Origin of the sequence: Flaviflexus sp., from assembly GCF_052087705.1 — a bacterium.
Taxonomy (GTDB): Bacteria; Actinomycetota; Actinomycetes; order Actinomycetales; family Actinomycetaceae; genus Flaviflexus; species Flaviflexus ciconiae.
Window position 1 is genome coordinate 1 of sequence record NZ_JBQCYC010000009.1, and the last position, 18,499, is coordinate 18,499.

An 18,499-nucleotide genomic window follows, 5' to 3' on the forward strand; every position below is an offset into this window, starting at 1 on the left:
CACATGGCACACAACCAGAGCTGAAACGACCTACAAATAGTTGATCACAGACACCTCCGCCGGGGTCGTGTAGTCTAAGGCTTCATGAAGCCGGTGGTTATTCCACCAATACACCCAGGCGAGGGTCGCCCACTCCACCTCCGCACAGGAAGCCCACGACTGGGAATGGATGAGCTCGGCCTTGTATAAGCCGTTCACCGTCTCAGCCAGCGCATTATCGTAGGAGTCCGCGACACTGCCCGTGGATGGAGTGATCCCATACTCATTTAGTTTTTCGTTGTAGGCGAGGCTCACGTACTGGGATCGGTGATCCGCATGATGAGTCAACCCAGCCAGCTGGTCTTGAGCATTCATGATCGCCTGTTCCAAAGCCTCCAGTGGTAGTGCCTCAGTCCGCATCGTTGAACGAGTGGACCAGCCCACGATCATGCGTGAATACACGTCGGTGACGAACGCGGTATACACGAACCCGGATACCGTGCGTACGTAGGTGATGTCAGCTACCCACAGCTTGTTCGGACGATCCGCCTCAAAGCGGTGTTGGACCAGATCCGGGCGAGTGTCCGGGATCGAGGCTGGCCTCGTGGTCACGGGTTGACGGCCCCGGCGTACACCATGGATCCCCACTTGTTGCATGAGTCTGGCGACCTGGTCACGACCCACATCAAGTCCAGCACGCCTGGCAGCATGCCACATCTTCCGGATCCCGTACACGCCATAATTCTCGGCATGCAACCGTGATAGTTCCCCAACCAGAACCTCATCCTGGAGTCTCCTGGCACTGGGTGGCCGGACTTTTGCTGCACGGTAGCCGCGAGAGGTGATGAAACCTCCCACCAGATGATCACCAAGGACCCGGCACAGGCGCTCGACCGAGTATTGATCGCGATACATGTCAATGGACGCGATCATGGACTCCCGGGGCGGTCGAGCTCCGCTGCGAAAAAAGCTGAGGCAAGTTTCAAGATCTCGTTCGCCCTGCGTAGCTCGCTGTCTTCGCGTTTGAGGCGTCTAATTTCCTCGTGTTCCTCACGGGTCACACCCGCTTTTTGTCCTGTGTCGACGAGTGCTTGCTCGTTCCAACGGCGCAGTGATTGTCTTGAAATACCAAGCTTTGGCGCGATCTCATTAATCGCTTGCCACTGTGTGCATGACTCATCACTGGCTAGACGGTCGTGGACCACCCGGACAGCTCGTTCCCAAAATTCTTTGGAATACCTTTTCGGCATGTCCCAATCCCCTCAAAAACAGGCAGGAACAAAACCCAGGACACTTCAATTTCCACTCAGCTAGAAAGCCATACTGATTCGGAATTGTCAATCAAAGTGAGATGGATTCATCAGTTTTTGATTATGAGACAGTTAAGTAGTCAATTTACCTAGAAATCATTCTCTGGTAACTTTCAGCACGATAGCAAGTTTGAGGGTTCTCGAATAGTGACAGTAGGCCACTAGCCGGAGTCTCGGGAACTTCTCTTAAGAGCTCTCCACTACATGTTTATTCGAAAGTGCGTTACACACACCATCTTCATTTAAACAAGGCTGGACTGTCAGCAAGTGTAGCGTTTTCGAAGGAATATGGTGGTCCACAACTATGAGTAAGACGCCACCCAATCTTGACTGGATTCAGTGCTTGACCCGGTCTCCCATTCCACTTCCAGAGACTGTTTGGAGTAGGTACCTAAAATAGGACTTGAGACTGCTCTCTTGGATCATTTTTTCGTCAAGACGCGCAAGCTTCTGCGGCTGGGACATGTCCGTCTCTGTTACTTGTCCAAGACCCGTAATTCCCGGACGGACATCAAAGACGCCACGCGCTCGACGTTCCTCGATCAGTTCCGTCTGTGAGAACAGACAGGGCCGTGGGCCGACCAGGCTCATATCCCCTCGAAAGACGTTTATTAGTTGAGGAAGTTCGTCCAATTTTGTCCGACGAAGAATTCCACCAAGTTTTGTAACGCTTGTTGCATCAACAAGGTGAGTCGCCACAGATTTCGTATCGCGTCTCATGGTTCTAAACTTCAGCAGAGTGAAAGGCTTTTCCCTTAAACCAACTCGCTCTTGCTTGAATAGTGGAGAGCCAGTGTCAAAAATACCCAAAACATAGATGACACCTAGAAGTGGCCAGAGGAATAATAGGCCAACTCCCGAAAGGAGAATATCGACCATTCGTTGGGAACCCTGGGCCCTGATCTCAGTTCGCACTAAACCTGGCGTGAGCCGCTGTGTTTCCTCATTCTGAGGAGGTCGCCAACCTAATAGGTCCTTCGCTTTCGAGGCGTCTACCTGAAGATTACCTATTAGGCTTTGCGTCATCGTGCCCTTTCCAAAAAAAGTAGCAACGCGACTCATCAGTTGCACTGGGATTGGGAAAGTACGTAACCGCTTATTCTTTGTTGAAGCAATAGACTCGGCAAGCTCTAGCGTCGACAGGTCATGCATGTCAGACACATGAAATGTTTCTCCTGGCGCCTCCCGATGCCTGGAGCATAGCAAGAGAACGTCACATAAGTTTCCAACCGCTATGAACGAGCGCTTGTTACGGATTCTGCCGATTGGAAGTGGTATCCCCTTCTCGATCAAGCGGCGAAGAAGTGCGAGACTACCCTTTGACCTTTCGCCATACACAACCGGCGGTCTTACGATGACAAGATCCAAGTCGTTTGCGGCGGCATATTCCCGCAATGCATCTTCGGCAGCCAGTTTTGATCGCCCATAATCGTCCTCGGGCCGAGGCCGTTCGTCTGGCGCCAACGATTGGCCGGGCTCGCTGGACTCCCCCATGGCCTTGATCGAACTCACATACACAAAACGTTTGGCGCCCAGGTGAAGTTGAGACTGTTTCGCAACATTGACTGCGCCACCGACATTTGTGCGCATGAGCTCCTCTAGATCCACGCCTGCGCTGGCGTATCCCGCGAGGTGTACGACTACGTCGACATTCAGATCGGTAGATGGATCCGCTCGCCACGTTGCTATGTCCTCGGCAACTACAATATCATCGACACGGCTTCGTAAATCTTTAGGAATTCTGCCAGAGTCACGCACAAGAGCAACAACCTCTACATCTGGCTTGCTAGCGAGCATCCTAATAAACTCTTGGCCGACGAATCCCGTCGCACCTGTAACCAGAATTTTCATACCTGAGTTCCTAACAGTTCCTTGTAAATGTTGAGATGCTTGGCGACAACGTCCTGTATTCGGAATAGGCGTTCTGCTCTCTTTCGTCCTGCCGCACCTAGCTTCGAAGCTAACTCCCGATCCCCCGCCAAGGAAAACATTGCGTCGGCAAGCTTCTCAGAATTCTTCGGCGGTACCAGAAGCCCGGTTAGACCTGACTCCACGGTTTCTCTACAGCCTGGGATATCGGTAGTTACTATCGCACGTCCGCTTGCAGCCGCTTCGATTAGCACCTTTGGTAGCCCCTCAGAGTAAGACGGCAAAACAACCACGTGAGCTCGTCCCATCAGCGCGGGAATATCACCCTGATAGCCCAGTACCTTCACGATTCCGCTCTGTCGTATAACTTCGAGTTCTTCTTCCGAGATGCCAGCAGGATTAAATTGATCTAAGTCTCCGACTAATAAGAACTCTGCATCAACACCACGTTTGTGAAGTATTTCAGCCGCTCTACAAAACTCTCGAACACCCTTCGTGCGAAGTAGCCTAGAAGCCATAAGGAAGATAGTTCGACCCTCGGGCATAGGCTGGACCGAGATGCCATCAACATCCACCCCGGAACCCAGGATTAATTCTGATTCAGAGTTGGAAATTCCAGCGGATCTTTGGACTTCGCGACGGTCAAATTCATTCTGAAAAATGACTTTCTTGTTGGAGGCACCGAGTGCCAAACCGTAGAAGCGTCGCACAACACTACGACGAACGCGTTGCCAGACCCCACCAGCATCAATAAATACGTGGCCGAGTCCCGAAACCGCATAAACGACACCTGGTACGCGCGTTAGCCTTGCGGCTATCCCGCCCATCAGTACCGGTTTAATCGTGACGAGGTGCAATACTTCCGGGTTTACCTTTCGGAACAGCCTGACGAGATCAACAACTAACTGCCCAAGACCCACTGGGGACGAACTAGTGCGATGCAATTTGAGCGGGTGAAGGGTAAATCCATACTTTTCAATCTCACTGCGCTCGATTGTTAATGCTGTTGCAATATGGACATCCCAGCCTGCCCTCTTGGCTGCAATGGCAATCGGCAACCTATGTGAAAGAAAGAACCAGTCGACATTAACAACGATCAATAACTTCATTGAATACCCCGAGCGAGTTTAGAATCTACGGCCAAGTCTAAAACGGAACTTCGCAAATCATAACAGCCACAAAGCCTAATCTGACCTATTCCGGGGTCGACGGAAGCATAGCTACGCCCATCGGGTTCGTCTCGAGATACTCCACGGCTTCGTCATTCTTGATCGCGTCGAAGAGCTTGCCGCCGTTCACCTCGTCGTACATGACGATCGACTGACCGTCATTGGACCAGCCCGTCCCATTGTGCGGAGCAGTCACAAAATAAACGTTGCCGGGACGGATGTTGCGTGCCGAGTACGCGAGGTCTCGGATCTCTCCGATGGTAAACCCTTCATCAAGAGACACGGAGCCCGCTACGGTCTCAATGAAATTGGTAAGCTTTCCGAGATCGCTCAAGATATTCTGATCGAATACTTCACGCATGATGGAGCGCATCCAGTTCTGTTGGCGCTGCACACGAGAGAAGTCTCCCCCGCTCAGGCCATACCGCTGACGAACATAACTCAGGGCCTGTTCACCATTTAGGCGGTGTTCACCTGCGTCGAGTGTTCCGCCAGGAACACTGAGTGGAGAGTTCAGGGTGATCCTCACTCCCCCAAGTGCATCTGTCATGGTCGAGAAGGAATCGAAATCTGTGACAGCAAAATGATCAATACGAACATCCGTTAATTCTTCAACTGTTTGGATCATAAGAGAGGGACCACCGTAGGAGAATGCTGCATTGATCTTTCCCTCACCCCATCCTGGGATGTCTACCCAAGTATCTCGCGGTATGGATACAACGGAGACACTCTCACGGTCTCCTGAGATGTGCATGAGCATGATGGCATCGGTGCGCTGCGCTCCCACCTGCCATTGACTGGGATCTCCTGCGGAGATTCTCGAGTCTGAACCGAGAACAAGGATATTGACCGGGAGGTCCTTGTCTTCCTCTTCAGCTTCCTGGATAACCTCATCCGGAATCTCTGGCCTGCTCGAGATCTCCCCAAACGGATCGTCAATACGTTCGATCATTCCGTCGAGGTGACGCTGTACCCACCAGCCGAAGCCAACGACACCGGCAGCCAGGACAAGAACAGTAACGAGAATGAAGATACCGGCCTTCTTACCCGTCGACATCTTCTTCCTGGGCTTCTTCTTGTCTACATCGACCTGTTGATTCTCAGTCACACTTAAACCTTGCCTGTCATTCACGCACCATCACCGTACGAGTCCGATTCCAAGGATAGCCCGGTATAGCCAATCAAGTGACAGGGCTTTCATCCTCACCGATCCATCAGGAACTTAACAACTCATTGTCCCACCGGATAACACAACGTGCTCGTCGCACCCTCAGCTTCCGCTCAGGCCAGTCGCTCCTACGGCAGATCTCTGCTGGCTATCGGAACCAGCAGTACGGGTCGCTAGATGCGCGAAGCGACAATAGCGAAGCCTCCTTTTATGTGCATCACAACCACAACGATCCGTCGTATACTCCCTGGCTCCCGGACGGAAGCCTGGCCTATCGAATTGAGAGCCCGGCTCGCTACTCCATAATCTCGTAGAAGCAACGAGGATAAAGATCAACTAACCCAGGCTACTTGAGAATTCGACCAGGTCCTGCTGGCCAACACAGCTTCTGAATTCACGGGCGTGAAGCTCAAGCGTCCTCTGGTAATGGTATTGCAGAAAGTCAATTCACCGCCCGTAGCGGAAGCCGACAACAGTGCAACAGTGCTCATTCGTCCTATCGCACTTTCGACAATTGGTCGTTTCAGTCATATTTTGCGTATTAGGCCCCCATTGAATCGAAAAAGGGTCTACAGTGGCTATTGGCCACACCGTAAGGCCCCACCTCGTAGTCGAGATGGGGCCTTACGTTTTCCCAGGGCAAAGCGGTCAACTCACATTGTGGGAAGATCCCAATGCTCGCATCCTTGCAAGTTACACCTGTCAGCCGCTTGCCTGTCGAACATACGTTGATGCCGATATCTATTCACAGCCGATTCCGTCACCGTCCCTGTCGCGATGCCTGCCGTAACCGGGATCATCCTTGTAAACAGGGGCAGCACCCTCATTGCGGGCTTCCGTACAGTTCTTGTAATACGTGTTGGTTGCAACCGGCGCTGAAGCTGGGACTGGAGCCTGGGTCGCAACTGGCGCTGGATCAGCGACCTGAGACGGCCGAGGTGTGCTTGGAGGTGCGGGAGCCGTTACAACCGCGGCAGGTGCAGAAACTGACGCTTCTTCCACCAGCTCCTCCGGAACTCCCTCCTGAGCTTCCAATGCGGTTTCTAGGTCTGCCGACACCAGGGCAAGCTCGCTCGTCTTTTCCTCAATCTCTTCTTTCAGACGGTCGCGCTCGGCCTCAAGGTCAACAACTGCCTCTTCGACGGCAAGCTCTAGTTCTTCACCCGCTGCAACCTCTGCGTCCAAGGCTTCCTGATGGATGCGCTCCAGTTCTTCGTCACAGCCATCAAGTTGAGTCTCCAGGTTTGAGACCTGGCTTTGCAGTGCTTCCAGCTCACTGGAGTCTGGCGCACAACCGCCAGCCACAACGCCTACCGCGAAGGCGCCTACGCCAATAAACTTTGGCAACTTCCATGCTCTGAAGCGTCTGTACGTCCCGCACGCGTGCAACCGGAGACCACAACACTGCCATGACCCGCAACACCTAAAGGCGCCACCCGAAGTAACCACGAATAACAAAATTCTGGGCCCAAGAAATCTAAGAGCGACAGCCACTGATTAAGACAGGAAAAGTAAAAAGCCGGGACACAGATCTGTAACCTATGTCCCGACTCATCACATTTGTGGAGCTAAGGGGATTCGAACCCCTGACCTCTTCCATGCCATGGAAGCGCGCTACCAACTGCGCCATAGCCCCGAGTGCTCCCCTAGTTTATGTCGAAACACCCACCTAATGCCAAATTAACTGCTGGTGGTAAGGGACACACAGCTTCAATTGACGTTGTACGAAACCAGCCGCCATCCCGGCACCCTGTTGTCCTGCCGAGTCAGCACAGCCCAGTGGCAGTTGTCCAGGCCGGCGATCGGCTGCCGTTCTGAAGGGTTAGTTCCCAGGAGCGTCATAACACCGTTGGAGATAGCACCACCGTGGGCAACGATGACCAGAGTGTTTCCACCCTTTCCGCTGAGCTTCTCGGTCCATTCGTTAATCGCTTCCGCAACCCTCAATCCGCAAGCTTCGCGGGTTTCTACGTCTCCCCCGGGTTCCTTACCGTCACGCCACAGGGTGAGGCGCTCGGGCGAGTGCTCGGCGATCTCCTCAAGGTTCTGGCCTTCCCACGAGCCAAAGCTACGTTCGGCTACACGCGGGTCCTCGACGGCGGTGATGCCGGTGAGGGCTTCGAGTTCACGGGCAGTGTCCCGGGCTCTCACGAGCGGAGAACTGACGATGTAATGGGGTCCAAGCTCTGCGAGCCTGGGGGCTGCGGCCTTGGCCTGTTCCCTACCGGCTTCGTTGAGTGGGTAGTCGGAGGCTCCCTGGAGCCTGCGCTGCTTGTTGAGGTCGGTCTGTCCGTGTCGCCACAGAATAATCCGAGTGATCAACGATCTCCCTCCAGATCAGAGACATCGATTTGGGGGCAGTCAGCCCACAGGCGATCCAGGGCGTAGAACTCTCTGTCTTCGTCCTGCTGGACATGAATGATGATGTCACCGTAGTCGGCAAGGATCCATCGGGCTTCGCCCTCGTATCCTTCCCTACGCTGACGCTCTACACCCTGCTTGTGCATGGCTTCATCAATAGCATCGACAATGGCTCGTACCTGCCGGGAGGTTTCTCCAGAAGCCACAACGAAAATATCCGTAAAGGCGAGCCTTTCGGATACGTCAATGACTGTGACTGAAGTTGCGAGCTTCTCGAATGCTGCCTCTGCTGCGGCGCGGGCGTTGGTTACGGACGTAGAAGTCGCGGTCACAATACTCCAGGGTAGAAGGTTAGAGATGCTGGTACTGCCAGTGCTGATGCCGAAGCTCCACCACCGGAGAAGATAAGAGATCCGAGGAGGATACCGACCCCGAACCCAACGACAATGAGAAGAAGGAACAGAACGATTGTCTTCCAGCGGCTTGCCGGAGCTTCCTCTTCTTCGGCCGCGTCAGCGCTTCTGGCCGATGATTCTGTTTCAACGGGTGGACGGGATTTCAGTTCGGCACGGAGAGCACCGGCAAAGTCATGTTCGGTCTCGTCCTCATCAGCTTCATCCTCGTCGCCTGCGGCGGGAACGACCGGCTCGGCGACAAATCGTGAGGATCCAGAAGCAGACTTTGCTGAAGCATCCGTCTTCTCTGAGGTCGCAGGATCGCCGCTATCTGCATCAGCCGAATCAGAATCGGAATCCCTGTGATCCTTATCCGCAGGCTTTCCATCGCTATCAGCAGTCTTCTCTACAGCATCTTCGGCCTTCTCCTCCGAAGCCACCTGATCTCCGTAGAACTGGTCGATCGGGTCCTGCTTCTGAGCGGCAGGAGTCCATGCGCTACCGCTCTGTGCAAGTTGTTCGGACGTGTTGACCGTGGAATCGCCGTCGACCGCTCCCCCGCTAGCTACGTCGGTCGGATCTTGGTTGGTCGATGAGAACCTGTCGAAAACGCTCTGTCGTTCGGGAACCTCGGCTACCTGATCATCATCCGTGGCGGAGTCCTCAACGAACTCATCCGCGGAAGCATAGGAGGTTTTCCCGAACTCACCGACCGTGTCGTGAGCGGCCGTTGCATCCAGCTCTTCGTCCGCGAGCGCGGGCTCGTCAGCGGGCGCAGTCTCCTCAGCGGACGTAACCTTCTCAGAGCTAGCGTCCACAGATGCGCCAGCATCGGCTTGGGTGCCAGGATTGTCGAGGCCGGGCTTATCTGAGTCTTCAGCGGGTTCAACGGCGTCCTGAGCCTGCTCGGCAGGCTCTTGGCCTTCGGCCAACTCGCCGGCCGCGGGCTCGGTCACGGGTGTGCCTGCGGGCTCGGGGCCCGTGCCAGTATGCTCTTCGTGGACCGGGGTTTCTCCCGGTTCTTCTGCCGACTTTGGCTTTAGAAGCCCGGCCATGCGCATTTCCCGTCGCGTCATGCGGCGTTCGCTCATCGGTTCTCCTTCACTGTGACTGAGGTTCAGTCTACCTGCCTTGAGTCTTAATCGCCGGTCTTCCCGGTTGGGACACGAGCGGGAACCTACTGGGTGAGTACAGGCCGTATTTCCTGATGTACTGCACGACCCCATCGGGAACGAGATACCAGATCGGTATTCCTGCATTTTCCCTGCGCCTGACATCGGTGGAGGAGATGGACATGGCGGGGACTTCCAGGACCGTGACATCGTCGAGCGGTAGACCATCGGTCACCAGGCTATGTCCGGGTCTGTTGACTCCGACAAAGTGGGCGAGCTCCCAGAGCTCGTCGGAGTCTTTCCATTCGAGGATTTGCGGGAGTACGTCGGCACCGGTGATGAAGAAGAATTCATCATCCGGGTATATTTCACGTAGGTCTCGCAGGGTATCGATCGTGAATGTGAGCCCAGGCCTGTCTATGTCCACTCGGGATACGGAGAACCGTGAGTTTGAGGCAGTGGCGATCACAGTCATGAGGTATCTGTTCTCTGCCGGGGAGACATCCCTGTCCTGCTTGTAGGGTTGCTCCCCCGTGGGAACAAAGATCACCTCATCCAGGCCAAACCGGTACTGCACCTCGGAGGCGGCGACAAGGTGACCGTGGTGGATGGGATCGAATGTCCCACCCATGATTCCAATACGGCGGTGCCTAGTGCCCTTAGTGTGCGGTGCTTCGATGGAGCTGAGGTCCGTTTCGTGGGAACGGTCGTGGCTGCTACCGGACATGTCCGGCGCCCTCAACACGCCACGTCGTCGTTGTGAGCTCTGCCAGGCCCATGGGGCCACGCGCATGGAGCTTCTGCGTAGAGATACCGATTTCTGCTCCCAGCCCAAGTTCACCGCCGTCGGTGAACCTGGTCGATGCGTTAACCATGACTGCGGCGGAGTCGATGCCGGCGGTGAACTTGTTTGCCACCGTCACAGAGTCGGTCACGATTGCTTCCGTGTGCCCAGATGAATGCTTGCGGATATGGGCAATGGCGTCATCAACCGAGTCGACGATCCCCACCGCCATGTGCAACGCCAGGTATTCCTCGCCCCAGTCCTCTTCAGTCACGTCACGGAGATAAGCGGAGTCCGCTCCCGCGGCCTCCGCGAGGCCACGGGCCTCGCTATCAAGGTGGAGGGTAACCCCAGCATTAACGAGAGCCTTCAGAATCGCACCCGGTTCCGGGTAGTCCTTGTGAAGAAGGAGAGTCTCAGCCGCGTTGCATACGCCGGGCCGGTGAGTCTTCGAGTTAATAACGATGGGCAGTGCCATCTCCGGGTCAGCATCAGCGTTGATGTAGACGTGGCAGTTACCCACGCCGGTCTCAATGACGGGTACAACTGATTCCTTGACCACGGATTGGATCAGGCCGGTACCGCCACGGGGAATGAGAAGGTCAATGTAGCCCCGCGCCCTCATGAGCTCCGTAGCACCCTCGCGGCCGTACTCATCGACCGAGGCAATGGAATCAGCCGGGATACCCACCGACTCGACTGCTTCACGCATGAGAGCAACAAGGACAATGTTGGATTCTTCGGCGGCGCTGCCGCCGCGCAGGAGAACCGCGTTCCCTGCCTTAAGTGCCAAACAGGCAGCATCGACCGTCACGTTCGGGCGGGCTTCGTAGATCATGCCCACCACACCCATGGGGACCCGCACGTTACGAACAACGAGCCCGTTTGGCAGGGTGCGGCCCATGACAACTTCACCCACCGGGTCAGGCAGGGCAATGAGTTCTCGGACAGCATCTGCGATACCGGAGATACGATCCTCATCGAGAGTTAGCCGGTCGATGAGAGCCTCAGTGAGCCCATTCTCTATTCCGCGCTCAACATCTAACTTGTTGGCCACCACAATCTTCGTTGCATTGGCCTCCAAGGATTGCGCGATTGCCGCTAGTGCATCGTTCTTTTGACCGGTCGAAGCTCCCCGAAGGATCTGCGCTGCTTCGCGCCCCTTTGTCGCCAGTGCCCTGACTGCGTCACTCGTGTTCGTCATGAGAATAAGCGTATAGGGAATTATTCGATCGTCCAGTGAGTTGAAGCCCTTGTATCACCTTTCGAGGTACCCGACCGTAAGGACAACAAATGGCGACCGTAGAAATCACGAAGGAAAACTTCACCGAGACAGTCAAGGAAGGCATCGTCTTCCTCGACTTCTGGGCAGAGTGGTGCGGCCCGTGCCGTCAGTTCGCGCCAACCTTCGAGAAGGCATCGGACGAGCATGAGGACGTAGTCTTCGGAAAGATCGATACCGAAGCAGAGACTGAGCTCGCCCAGAGCTTCCAGATCATGTCGATCCCGACCCTCATGGTGTTCCGTGACGGCATCAAGATCTTCGAGCAGGCTGGCGCTCTCCCGCCTTCGGCACTCGAGGACCTCATTGAGCAGGCCGAGAAGCTCGACATGGACGCAGTACGCGCCCAGATCGCCGAGCAGCAGGCAGCGCAGGGCGAGCAGGCCTAAGCATTCGATCGATTGCTGGTAGCCCGCTACTTATTAGCGGATAACCAGAACTCTGTGTGGGGCGAGCAGTAAATGCTCGCCCCACACTCATGTCCAAGCAGCTGAACTGGGCATGATCTGGCATGACACCTATTCCAAGGGTCTATCCCTGGGATCCAAGGGACTATCCCTATCGATGAATTGCGCCCATTCCAGGCGCAGCGTCCTGCTCTTTCCGTGCCTATCGACTCTTCATAGCCGAACAAGCTGTGCTTCGTTGCCAAACCGACGAATCAAAGTAGCCCGTCCCCCGATCTGATCGCCTGTGCAGAGCAATGGTTTGGACTATAGGTCGATGGTTTCGCCAGGCTCTGTTGTCGAACAGAGCAAATGGCGAGTGAAAGGGGCGCGCCGCTCAGCAAGCACCGCGCCCCGTTCACGTAATTTACTTTTCGTCCAAGGCGTTGCTCGTTCGAGGATTCAAACGTTCGAGGTTTCAGATACAGAGCCCTCAAGCCTCGCGCAACCAGGCTTCCCGAGCTAATGCTCGGTCTTCCGGACCTTTAATCCGTGTTCTATGCCTGTTCGAGGAAAGCTTCCCTTTAGGCAGCGGCCTCGGCTTCGCGGCGTGCGTGCAGAAGAGGAAGAACGCCGCAGACAGTGGACGCGAGATCGGTGGGAAGGGAACCCGGGAGGATCGTGAATGCATCGCCGGCACCAAGGGCCAGCCAGGATTCTACGTGGTCGGCAACGTCGTGGACGGTACCGAGAACACGTGCCGAGCCTTCTGCGTAGCGATCGGCACCTATGGCGGAGATAAGATTGCCGCGCTCCTCCGCATCCATCGCGCAAGCCGAGACGATCATGAAGAGATCGCAGACAACCTGAAGGTCGTGTCCGGCTTCCAGTGCTGCGGAGCGCAAGGAGTAACGGATCTCGCGGGCCGTGTGGGGATCCTGTTCGCGAAGGCGAACGGTATCAACAGCAGTACCGAGCTTAGTGAGATCAATCGACTGAGCAGTATCACCGGTCAGGGCAACCGTGACTGGAGTACCAGCATCCTGCGCACGGCGAACCAGATCGAGAGCGGCATCTAGTTCCCCGTGCGGGATGTGGATCTCGAGACCAACGCCCGTGTCCTTGACCAGGTCGAGGGCGGCGTTGCCGACCTCGTGGGCGGTGACGGAAGCAAAGATGGGGCCGGTAATCCGGGACGTGAGCTTCACGGCTGCGCGGATAGCATCGAGCCTGCAGTCCCGCAGGTGCAGATCGGATCGCAGCAGGAAGGAGGCTCCGAGGGTGACTCCTGCAAGACCATCGGTCAGTGCCGCTGAGGTCATGGAAGCCAGGCGGCCGAAGTTGCAGGTTTCTACCGGGAAGTCCTCACCGAAGTCGGTATCGGTGTCGAGCACTTCTGCACCGAGGGCAGACAGATCGATCGAGAGGGCGGGAACGCGGTAGCTGGAACGGGTTTGGTTTGATGAGGGCAGCTGGATAGTCATCGTAAATCCTAAGAGTGGTATAGCAGAGTGCTCCGAATTGGAGCTGATGTGTGAAGGTGCGTAAGTGACGCTGGAGGGATAATGAGATTCCCAGGTGTAGATCGCGTTGGCCGGATCAGGCCATGGACTTATGCGTGCGCATATACATTCGATGAATTCGGTGCGTAGCCGATACTCGGACGGACTGCCCAGTCGTCTGGTAAATATTCGTGAATGTCATGCTATTTTCCTTCGTGCTTTCCCACCGCGAACGGTGCTTCGCTTGCCGATTGAGGCCTGGTCATCACCCGGGGCACCCCTCGCACGTGAGGGGTTGTCGACCAGCTAGCCGGGGCTCTTCGCTGGTTCTCTGGACCACGGCCAGAATAACACGGTCCCTAGTCCGCATGTCAAGACGCCGCCGCCCATTACGTGAGATCAGGGAATCTCATGGCATTATTAGGTCAAATTTAGCGATTTGCAGCTACCGTTCGGTAGCGTTCTGAAGAGCCACAGGGCCGCTCCCCTATCGGCAGGGCGTATCCGCTATACGCAACCCAAGAGGCCGGTCGGAACGGTGATATTTCGTTGGAATAGCGCGAGAAGCGCGCAGTCGCCTTTCCTGGCACTCTACTGCACAAATCAGTTCAATCGGTTATGCAGGACCGAGGTAGATCCAAAATTTTCCGTCCTGCGCAGTTCCATTGTGGAGACGTCTGTCACACATGACGCGCTCGATACTGCGACACATGGTGTCTCGCTCCATATGGCCTAGAGTAGCTCGTATTCGGCGGAGAGACCCTCCCGGCCAATATGGGCCGGTACCGATCCGGGAGCCAGTACTGCGTCATATGCCAGTGCGGAGCCTGCGGTAAGGGTGGCACCAGCTAGCCCACACTGCTTCCCTGATACCTGCCCCCTGATCCCTGGGCTACTCGTGGCTGCCGTATGCCCTCAGTGGTGCGGCAAGGAGGATGTCGTGGAGGTAGAGGATGGCGGCGGGGAGGATGAGTAGGTTCGCGAAGACAAGGACGCCGAGGATGTCGGGGTTGAAGTAGAGAATCGCTGGCTGGATGAGAAGCAGTGCGAGAGCGAGGAGAGTACGCGGCAGGTAGCGGAACGCTAGGAGTGCTGAACGTTTAGTTGCTGAACCTATTGGGGCCTTGTACTGGCTGATGTAGGGGAAGTACCAGACGGCGAAGCCCAGGATGAGGATGGTGCCGGTGATGGAGAGGACGGTGGCGATGGTGCCGGCCAGTCCCAGGTCCATGCGGCCGATAGCCCAGATCTCCCAGGCTGCCAGGAGCAGGAAGACGAGGATGAGTAGCCAGGAGATGGTGGCTCGCCAGAAGGTTTCCTTGAAGGTATTCCAGAATGTTTTGGCCGGTGAGGAGCCCTCCTCCCGCAGTTGCTGGAGGAGGGCGGCGTGGGCGCCTGCTACTGAGGCGCCCACTGTGATAACTGGTAGGCAGAAGAGGACGAACAGCACGTTGATGATGATCGCCTCTGTTACCGCGACAAGCCCGTTGTAGAACTTGGTGTCGGGTGCGAGCCACCCTGCCATAGCGATCAGCCCTTGACGGAACCGGCGACAACGCCCTCAATGATGTGCTTCTGGGATACGAGGTAGAAGACAACGATCGGGATGATAGCGAGTACCAGCATTGCCATCATCGCTCCCATGTCCCTGTTGCCGTTCGAGCCCACCAGCATCTGTACCACGACAGGGATGGTCTTGTATCGGGTGGAGAGGCCGATGACGAGGTATGGAAGGAGGTAGTCGTTCCAGATCCACATGGCGTTAAGAATCGCCACGGTGACGGTGGTGGGTTTGAGGATGGGGAGGATGATCCGGAAATAGTTCTGGAGCGGCCCACACCCATCAATGTAGGCGGCCTCCTCAATATCTAGGGGAATACCTTTGATGAAGCCCGAGAAGATAAACACCGATAGGCCTGCTCCAAATCCCAGATAGAGCACCACCATGCCCAAGGGGTTGTTGAAGTGGAGCATGTCGGCGATCTTCACGGTGGGGAACATGACCATCTGGAAGGGGATAACCATGGAGAACACAAACAGGTAGTACAGGGCCGAAGTCCACCAGGTCTTTACCCGGATGATGTAATAGGCCGTCATAGCACTGAAGAACACGACGGTAGCGACCGAGAGAACGGTAATGACGAAGGACCAGAGAATGGCTTCGAAGAAACCGGTCCTGGCAAGGCCCGTTGTGTAGTTCTGCAAGCCCGCCCACATGTCCCCAATCGGGAGAGCGAACGGGTCGGAGCTGATCGAGAACTTGTGCTTGAACGAGTTAATGACAATGAACAGGATTGGCCCGATGAAGACAACGACCAGGAGAACAAGAACAACATAGAAGAAGCCGTTGCGTGCTGGCTTGGGCTTCTCCCCCGCTGAGAGCGTCTGGTTCCCCTCCGGTAGGGGTTCGGCGGCGTTCTCAGCATGTTCGATCATGGCGCTCATGCCTCGACCTCCTTGCTTCGGGTCGCCCGTAACTGGACGAGTGCGATCAGGACAACAAAAATTACGAAGATAACGGCCTTGGCCTGGCCGACACCTTCCTGGCCCATCCGGGCAAACATCGTGTTCACGATGTTGAGGGCAACCATTTCGGTCTGCGCCTGCGGCGCACCGTTGGTGAGCGCAAGGTTTTGGTCGAACAGCTTGAACGAATTGGCCAGTGTCAGGAATACACAGATGGTGATCGTGGGCATGATAACCGGGATAGTGACATGGCGCAGGGTCTGCCACCTCGTGGCACCGTCAATTTCGGATGCTTCGGTGAGCTCGGGTGGGACGGACTGGAGGCCGGCAATGTAGATGATCATCATGTAGCCGACCTGCTGCCAGTTGATGAGCAGGATTAGGCCCACGAAGCCGTACTCCCATTTGGAAATGATCGTGGTGCCGTAGTTCGCGAGCACGGCGTTGATCATCTGCTGCCACGTGTATCCGAGAACAATGCCGCCAATGAGGTTTGGCATGAAGAACACGGAGCGGAAGAAGTTTGTGCCACGCAATTTCTGCGTGAGCAAACGCGCGATTGCGAAAGCAAAAATGTTGACCGAAACAACGGCGACAAGGACAACGAGGATCGTGAACCCAAATGAACTGGTGAAGCCCTGGCTCTCATCAAACGCCCGCTGATAGTTTTCCAGGCCCACCCATTCGGCATTCGAGATCGTCGTGAAATCGGAGAACGACAGGTAGATGCCGATGACAAAAGGCAACAGGAACGCGATGGTGAACGCGATGCCTGTTGGGGCCACGAAAACTGGAAAATACTTCTTTAGTGCTCTTTGCATGTTTGTCTCAATTCTGGAGCGCGTCCTTGCGCTCCGTAGGACAAAGGGGGTGCTGGGGGCGGGTCAGACGCCCCGCCCCCAGCGTTCAGGCATTAGCCCAGGTTAGCCTTCTCGGAGGCCCAGCTGGAAACGAAGATGTCGACAACATCGTTCCATTCCATGTTGCCCGATGCGTACTGGGCAAGACCGCCAGCGAAGTCGTCCTTGAACTTCTGCGACGGGAAGGTGGTGAACACCCACGGGATCGGCTCCAGATCCGGGTCGGTCATGTACCGGTTCACTTCCTTTGCCAGCGGGTCGGACGGGGTCGAATCGCCAAACGACTCAAACGGAGCAATGAAGCCCAGATCGTTGGTCACGTAGTCCATGCCCTCTTCAGAGCTGAACAGCCAATTCACGAAGTCAATCGTGGCCTGCTGGTCGGCTTCGGAAGCTTCGGAGTTGATAGCCATGAAGGCCTCGGTGCCGATGTTGATCGACTTGGACTCTTCGCCCTCGACACCGGTGTAGATCGGGAGGAACTTGATATCGTCCTCGGCAACGACGTTGCCTTCGATGCCGCTGATCTGGCTCCACGCCCAGTTGCCATTCTGCACCATGGCGGCCTTACCGGTTGCGAACTCCTGCATAGAGTCCGTGACAGTCTTTGACGGGGTCAGCGAAGGTTCCACCGTCGAGTTCGTCAGGTACAGGTCAAACACATTCTTGTAGTTCTCGTTGTACGAGAAAGCGATCTCCTGCTTGTCGGTCACGCCCTCTTCGTCGTACTCGTAGAACACGGGAATGTTGGCAAGGTGGGTCTGGAAACGCCACTCCTCACCCGTAGCAAGCGAGGTGGAAGCGAAGACACCGTCAATGCCCAGCTCGTCCTTGCGAGCCTGCATGTCATCCGTGACTTCCTTCAGGGTGTCAAAGTTGTTGATCTCATCCATCGAGGTCACGACCGCGCCATCCATGGCGAAGTAGTCTTCGAAGATTGCCTGGTTGTAGATGATGCCGTAGCCCTCTACTGCCAGCGGCACACCGTAGATCTTGCCGTCCTCGCCCTGAAGGGCAAGGCCCGGATCGTTCAGGTCCTGAGCAAAATCAGTGTCATCGAGCTCGAGAGCGTATTCCTGCCAGTTCACGAGACCCATTGGTCCGTTGATCTGGTACAGGGTCGGCGCTTCAGACTTCGTGATCTCAGACTTCAGTGTCTGCTCGTACGTACCGGAAGCAGCCGTAACGACCTTGACCTCAACACCGGTCTCCTCGGTGTACGCGGCCGCGATCTCCTTGTAGGTTTCCTCGGACTCCGGCTTCCAGTTCAGGAAGTAGACCGAGCCCTCGCCACCTTCCGCCTCATCGTCAGACCCGCACGCAGCGAGACCGCCAAGGGCGAAGGCGCCGGCCGTCAAAACAGCGACGGCCCTCTTAGCGTTGAACATGATGTGTCCTCCTTCGGACATCCAAATAACCCATCGGCGTCCTTGCCGACAGGCGTTCACAGAAGACTTCCTGGACATAAGTACAGAGGAAGTTCCGTTTTGTCACGATCAATATCATGGCACATGGTTTTCTCATTCACCAAGACGAAACACCTAGTATCCACCAATACGAAGTGCACATCTGGCCGAATCGAAGCGAACGAACTGGGAGCTCGGCTCAATGCCACAGACACCAGGGTCAGATAGTTCAGAATTCGCTTAAGGATGCCAGGTGAGCGATCCTCTTCAATCAAATACGATCGAGCCGAGCCGACCTGAACGCATCTGGGCCAATCAGGGGCACAGTCGAGTGCCACGAGGACTCTGACCTACCGGCTCTGAGAGGCTCGTTGAGTGGCACCGGGGCAATCATTTTCGGCGTACACCGAGCTATTTTGACTGCTCCAACAATGAGCGTCTTTCCCCGTC

The 18,499-nt window shown here is 55.8% G+C and carries 16 protein-coding genes, 1 tRNA gene and 1 riboswitch; of the genes, 1 reads left to right on the forward strand and 16 read right to left on the reverse strand.

Features of this window, described 5'->3' with window-relative positions:
• Positions 1 to 30: 30 nt before the first annotated feature.
• From ACTHUY_RS06190 to ACTHUY_RS06240, 11 genes are all read right to left on the reverse strand, one after another.
• Positions 31 to 1,229, reverse strand: a protein-coding gene (locus ACTHUY_RS06190) for an IS3 family transposase (RefSeq protein ID WP_441678153.1) whose coding sequence is annotated in 2 segments (ribosomal slippage) — positions 31 to 950 and positions 950 to 1,229 — 1,200 coding nt in all. Because the reading frame shifts where the segments join, the coding sequence is not laid out codon by codon here.
• A 396-nt stretch (positions 1,230 to 1,625) separates the two neighbouring features.
• Positions 1,626 to 3,140, reverse strand: a complete 1,515-nt coding sequence (locus tag ACTHUY_RS06195) for a hybrid nucleoside-diphosphate sugar epimerase/sugar transferase (RefSeq protein WP_441678155.1) — start codon at positions 3,138 to 3,140, stop codon at positions 1,626 to 1,628.
• On the reverse strand, positions 3,137 to 4,267 hold the full coding sequence (locus tag ACTHUY_RS06200; RefSeq protein ID WP_441678156.1) for a glycosyltransferase family 4 protein: 1,131 nt from the start codon (positions 4,265 to 4,267) through the stop codon (positions 3,137 to 3,139). The genes ACTHUY_RS06195 and ACTHUY_RS06200 overlap by 4 nt, the downstream gene beginning before the upstream one ends.
• 85 nt (positions 4,268 to 4,352) lie before the next feature.
• Positions 4,353 to 5,435, reverse strand: a complete 1,083-nt coding sequence (locus tag ACTHUY_RS06205; protein WP_441655810.1) for an LCP family glycopolymer transferase — start codon at positions 5,433 to 5,435, stop codon at positions 4,353 to 4,355.
• 801 nt (positions 5,436 to 6,236) lie between these two features.
• Positions 6,237 to 6,842: an excalibur calcium-binding domain-containing protein gene (locus tag ACTHUY_RS06210; protein ID WP_441678159.1), complete on the reverse strand. Its 606-nt coding sequence runs from the start codon at positions 6,840 to 6,842 to the stop codon at positions 6,237 to 6,239.
• Positions 6,843 to 7,058: 216 nt separating this feature from the next.
• Positions 7,059 to 7,131, reverse strand: a tRNA-Ala gene (locus tag ACTHUY_RS06215).
• A 74-nt stretch (positions 7,132 to 7,205) separates the two neighbouring features.
• Positions 7,206 to 7,817 (reverse strand): histidine phosphatase family protein, encoded by a 612-nt coding sequence (locus ACTHUY_RS06220; protein ID WP_441655812.1) that lies wholly within the window; start codon positions 7,815 to 7,817, stop codon positions 7,206 to 7,208.
• Positions 7,814 to 8,188: a ribosome silencing factor gene (gene rsfS, locus ACTHUY_RS06225; RefSeq protein WP_126703592.1), complete on the reverse strand. Its 375-nt coding sequence runs from the start codon at positions 8,186 to 8,188 to the stop codon at positions 7,814 to 7,816. The genes ACTHUY_RS06220 and rsfS overlap by 4 nt, the downstream gene beginning before the upstream one ends.
• Positions 8,185 to 9,342, reverse strand: a complete 1,158-nt coding sequence (locus tag ACTHUY_RS06230) for a hypothetical protein (RefSeq protein ID WP_441678161.1) — start codon at positions 9,340 to 9,342, stop codon at positions 8,185 to 8,187. The genes rsfS and ACTHUY_RS06230 overlap by 4 nt, the downstream gene beginning before the upstream one ends.
• Positions 9,343 to 9,373: 31 nt before the next feature.
• Complete coding sequence (gene nadD, locus ACTHUY_RS06235; protein WP_441678163.1) at positions 9,374 to 10,090, reverse strand: nicotinate-nucleotide adenylyltransferase; 717 nt, start codon at positions 10,088 to 10,090, stop codon at positions 9,374 to 9,376.
• Positions 10,080 to 11,351, reverse strand: a complete 1,272-nt coding sequence (locus ACTHUY_RS06240) for a glutamate-5-semialdehyde dehydrogenase (protein WP_441678165.1) — start codon at positions 11,349 to 11,351, stop codon at positions 10,080 to 10,082. The genes nadD and ACTHUY_RS06240 overlap by 11 nt, the downstream gene beginning before the upstream one ends.
• An 89-nt stretch (positions 11,352 to 11,440) precedes the next feature.
• On the opposite strand from ACTHUY_RS06240, the gene trxA reads away from it, so the two are divergent.
• Positions 11,441 to 11,818 carry a thioredoxin gene (trxA, locus tag ACTHUY_RS06245; RefSeq protein ID WP_126703596.1) on the forward strand — a complete coding sequence of 126 codons (378 nt, stop codon included), beginning with the start codon at positions 11,441 to 11,443 and terminating at the stop codon, positions 11,816 to 11,818.
• 581 nt (positions 11,819 to 12,399) lie between these two features.
• Here trxA and ACTHUY_RS06250 read toward each other — a convergent pair.
• From ACTHUY_RS06250 to ACTHUY_RS06270, 5 genes are all read right to left on the reverse strand, one after another.
• The gene (locus tag ACTHUY_RS06250; protein WP_441678168.1) at positions 12,400 to 13,299 is read right to left on the reverse strand and encodes a hypothetical protein; all 900 of its coding nucleotides are present in this window, start codon (positions 13,297 to 13,299) and stop codon (positions 12,400 to 12,402) included.
• Between the two features lie 253 nt (positions 13,300 to 13,552).
• Positions 13,553 to 13,655: riboswitch (SAM riboswitch) on the reverse strand.
• Positions 13,656 to 14,209: 554 nt separating this feature from the next.
• The gene (locus ACTHUY_RS06255) at positions 14,210 to 14,842 is read right to left on the reverse strand and encodes a DUF624 domain-containing protein (protein ID WP_441678170.1); all 633 of its coding nucleotides are present in this window, start codon (positions 14,840 to 14,842) and stop codon (positions 14,210 to 14,212) included.
• Positions 14,843 to 14,847: 5 nt separating this feature from the next.
• Entirely contained in the window at positions 14,848 to 15,753 is a 906-nt protein-coding gene (locus tag ACTHUY_RS06260) for a carbohydrate ABC transporter permease (protein ID WP_441655826.1), read from the reverse strand.
• A 5-nt stretch (positions 15,754 to 15,758) separates the two neighbouring features.
• Positions 15,759 to 16,604 carry a carbohydrate ABC transporter permease gene (locus tag ACTHUY_RS06265; RefSeq protein ID WP_441655823.1) on the reverse strand — a complete coding sequence of 282 codons (846 nt, stop codon included), beginning with the start codon at positions 16,602 to 16,604 and terminating at the stop codon, positions 15,759 to 15,761.
• A 92-nt stretch (positions 16,605 to 16,696) separates the two neighbouring features.
• Entirely contained in the window at positions 16,697 to 18,031 is a 1,335-nt protein-coding gene (locus ACTHUY_RS06270) for an ABC transporter substrate-binding protein (protein ID WP_441678172.1), read from the reverse strand.
• Positions 18,032 to 18,499 lie beyond the last annotated feature (468 nt).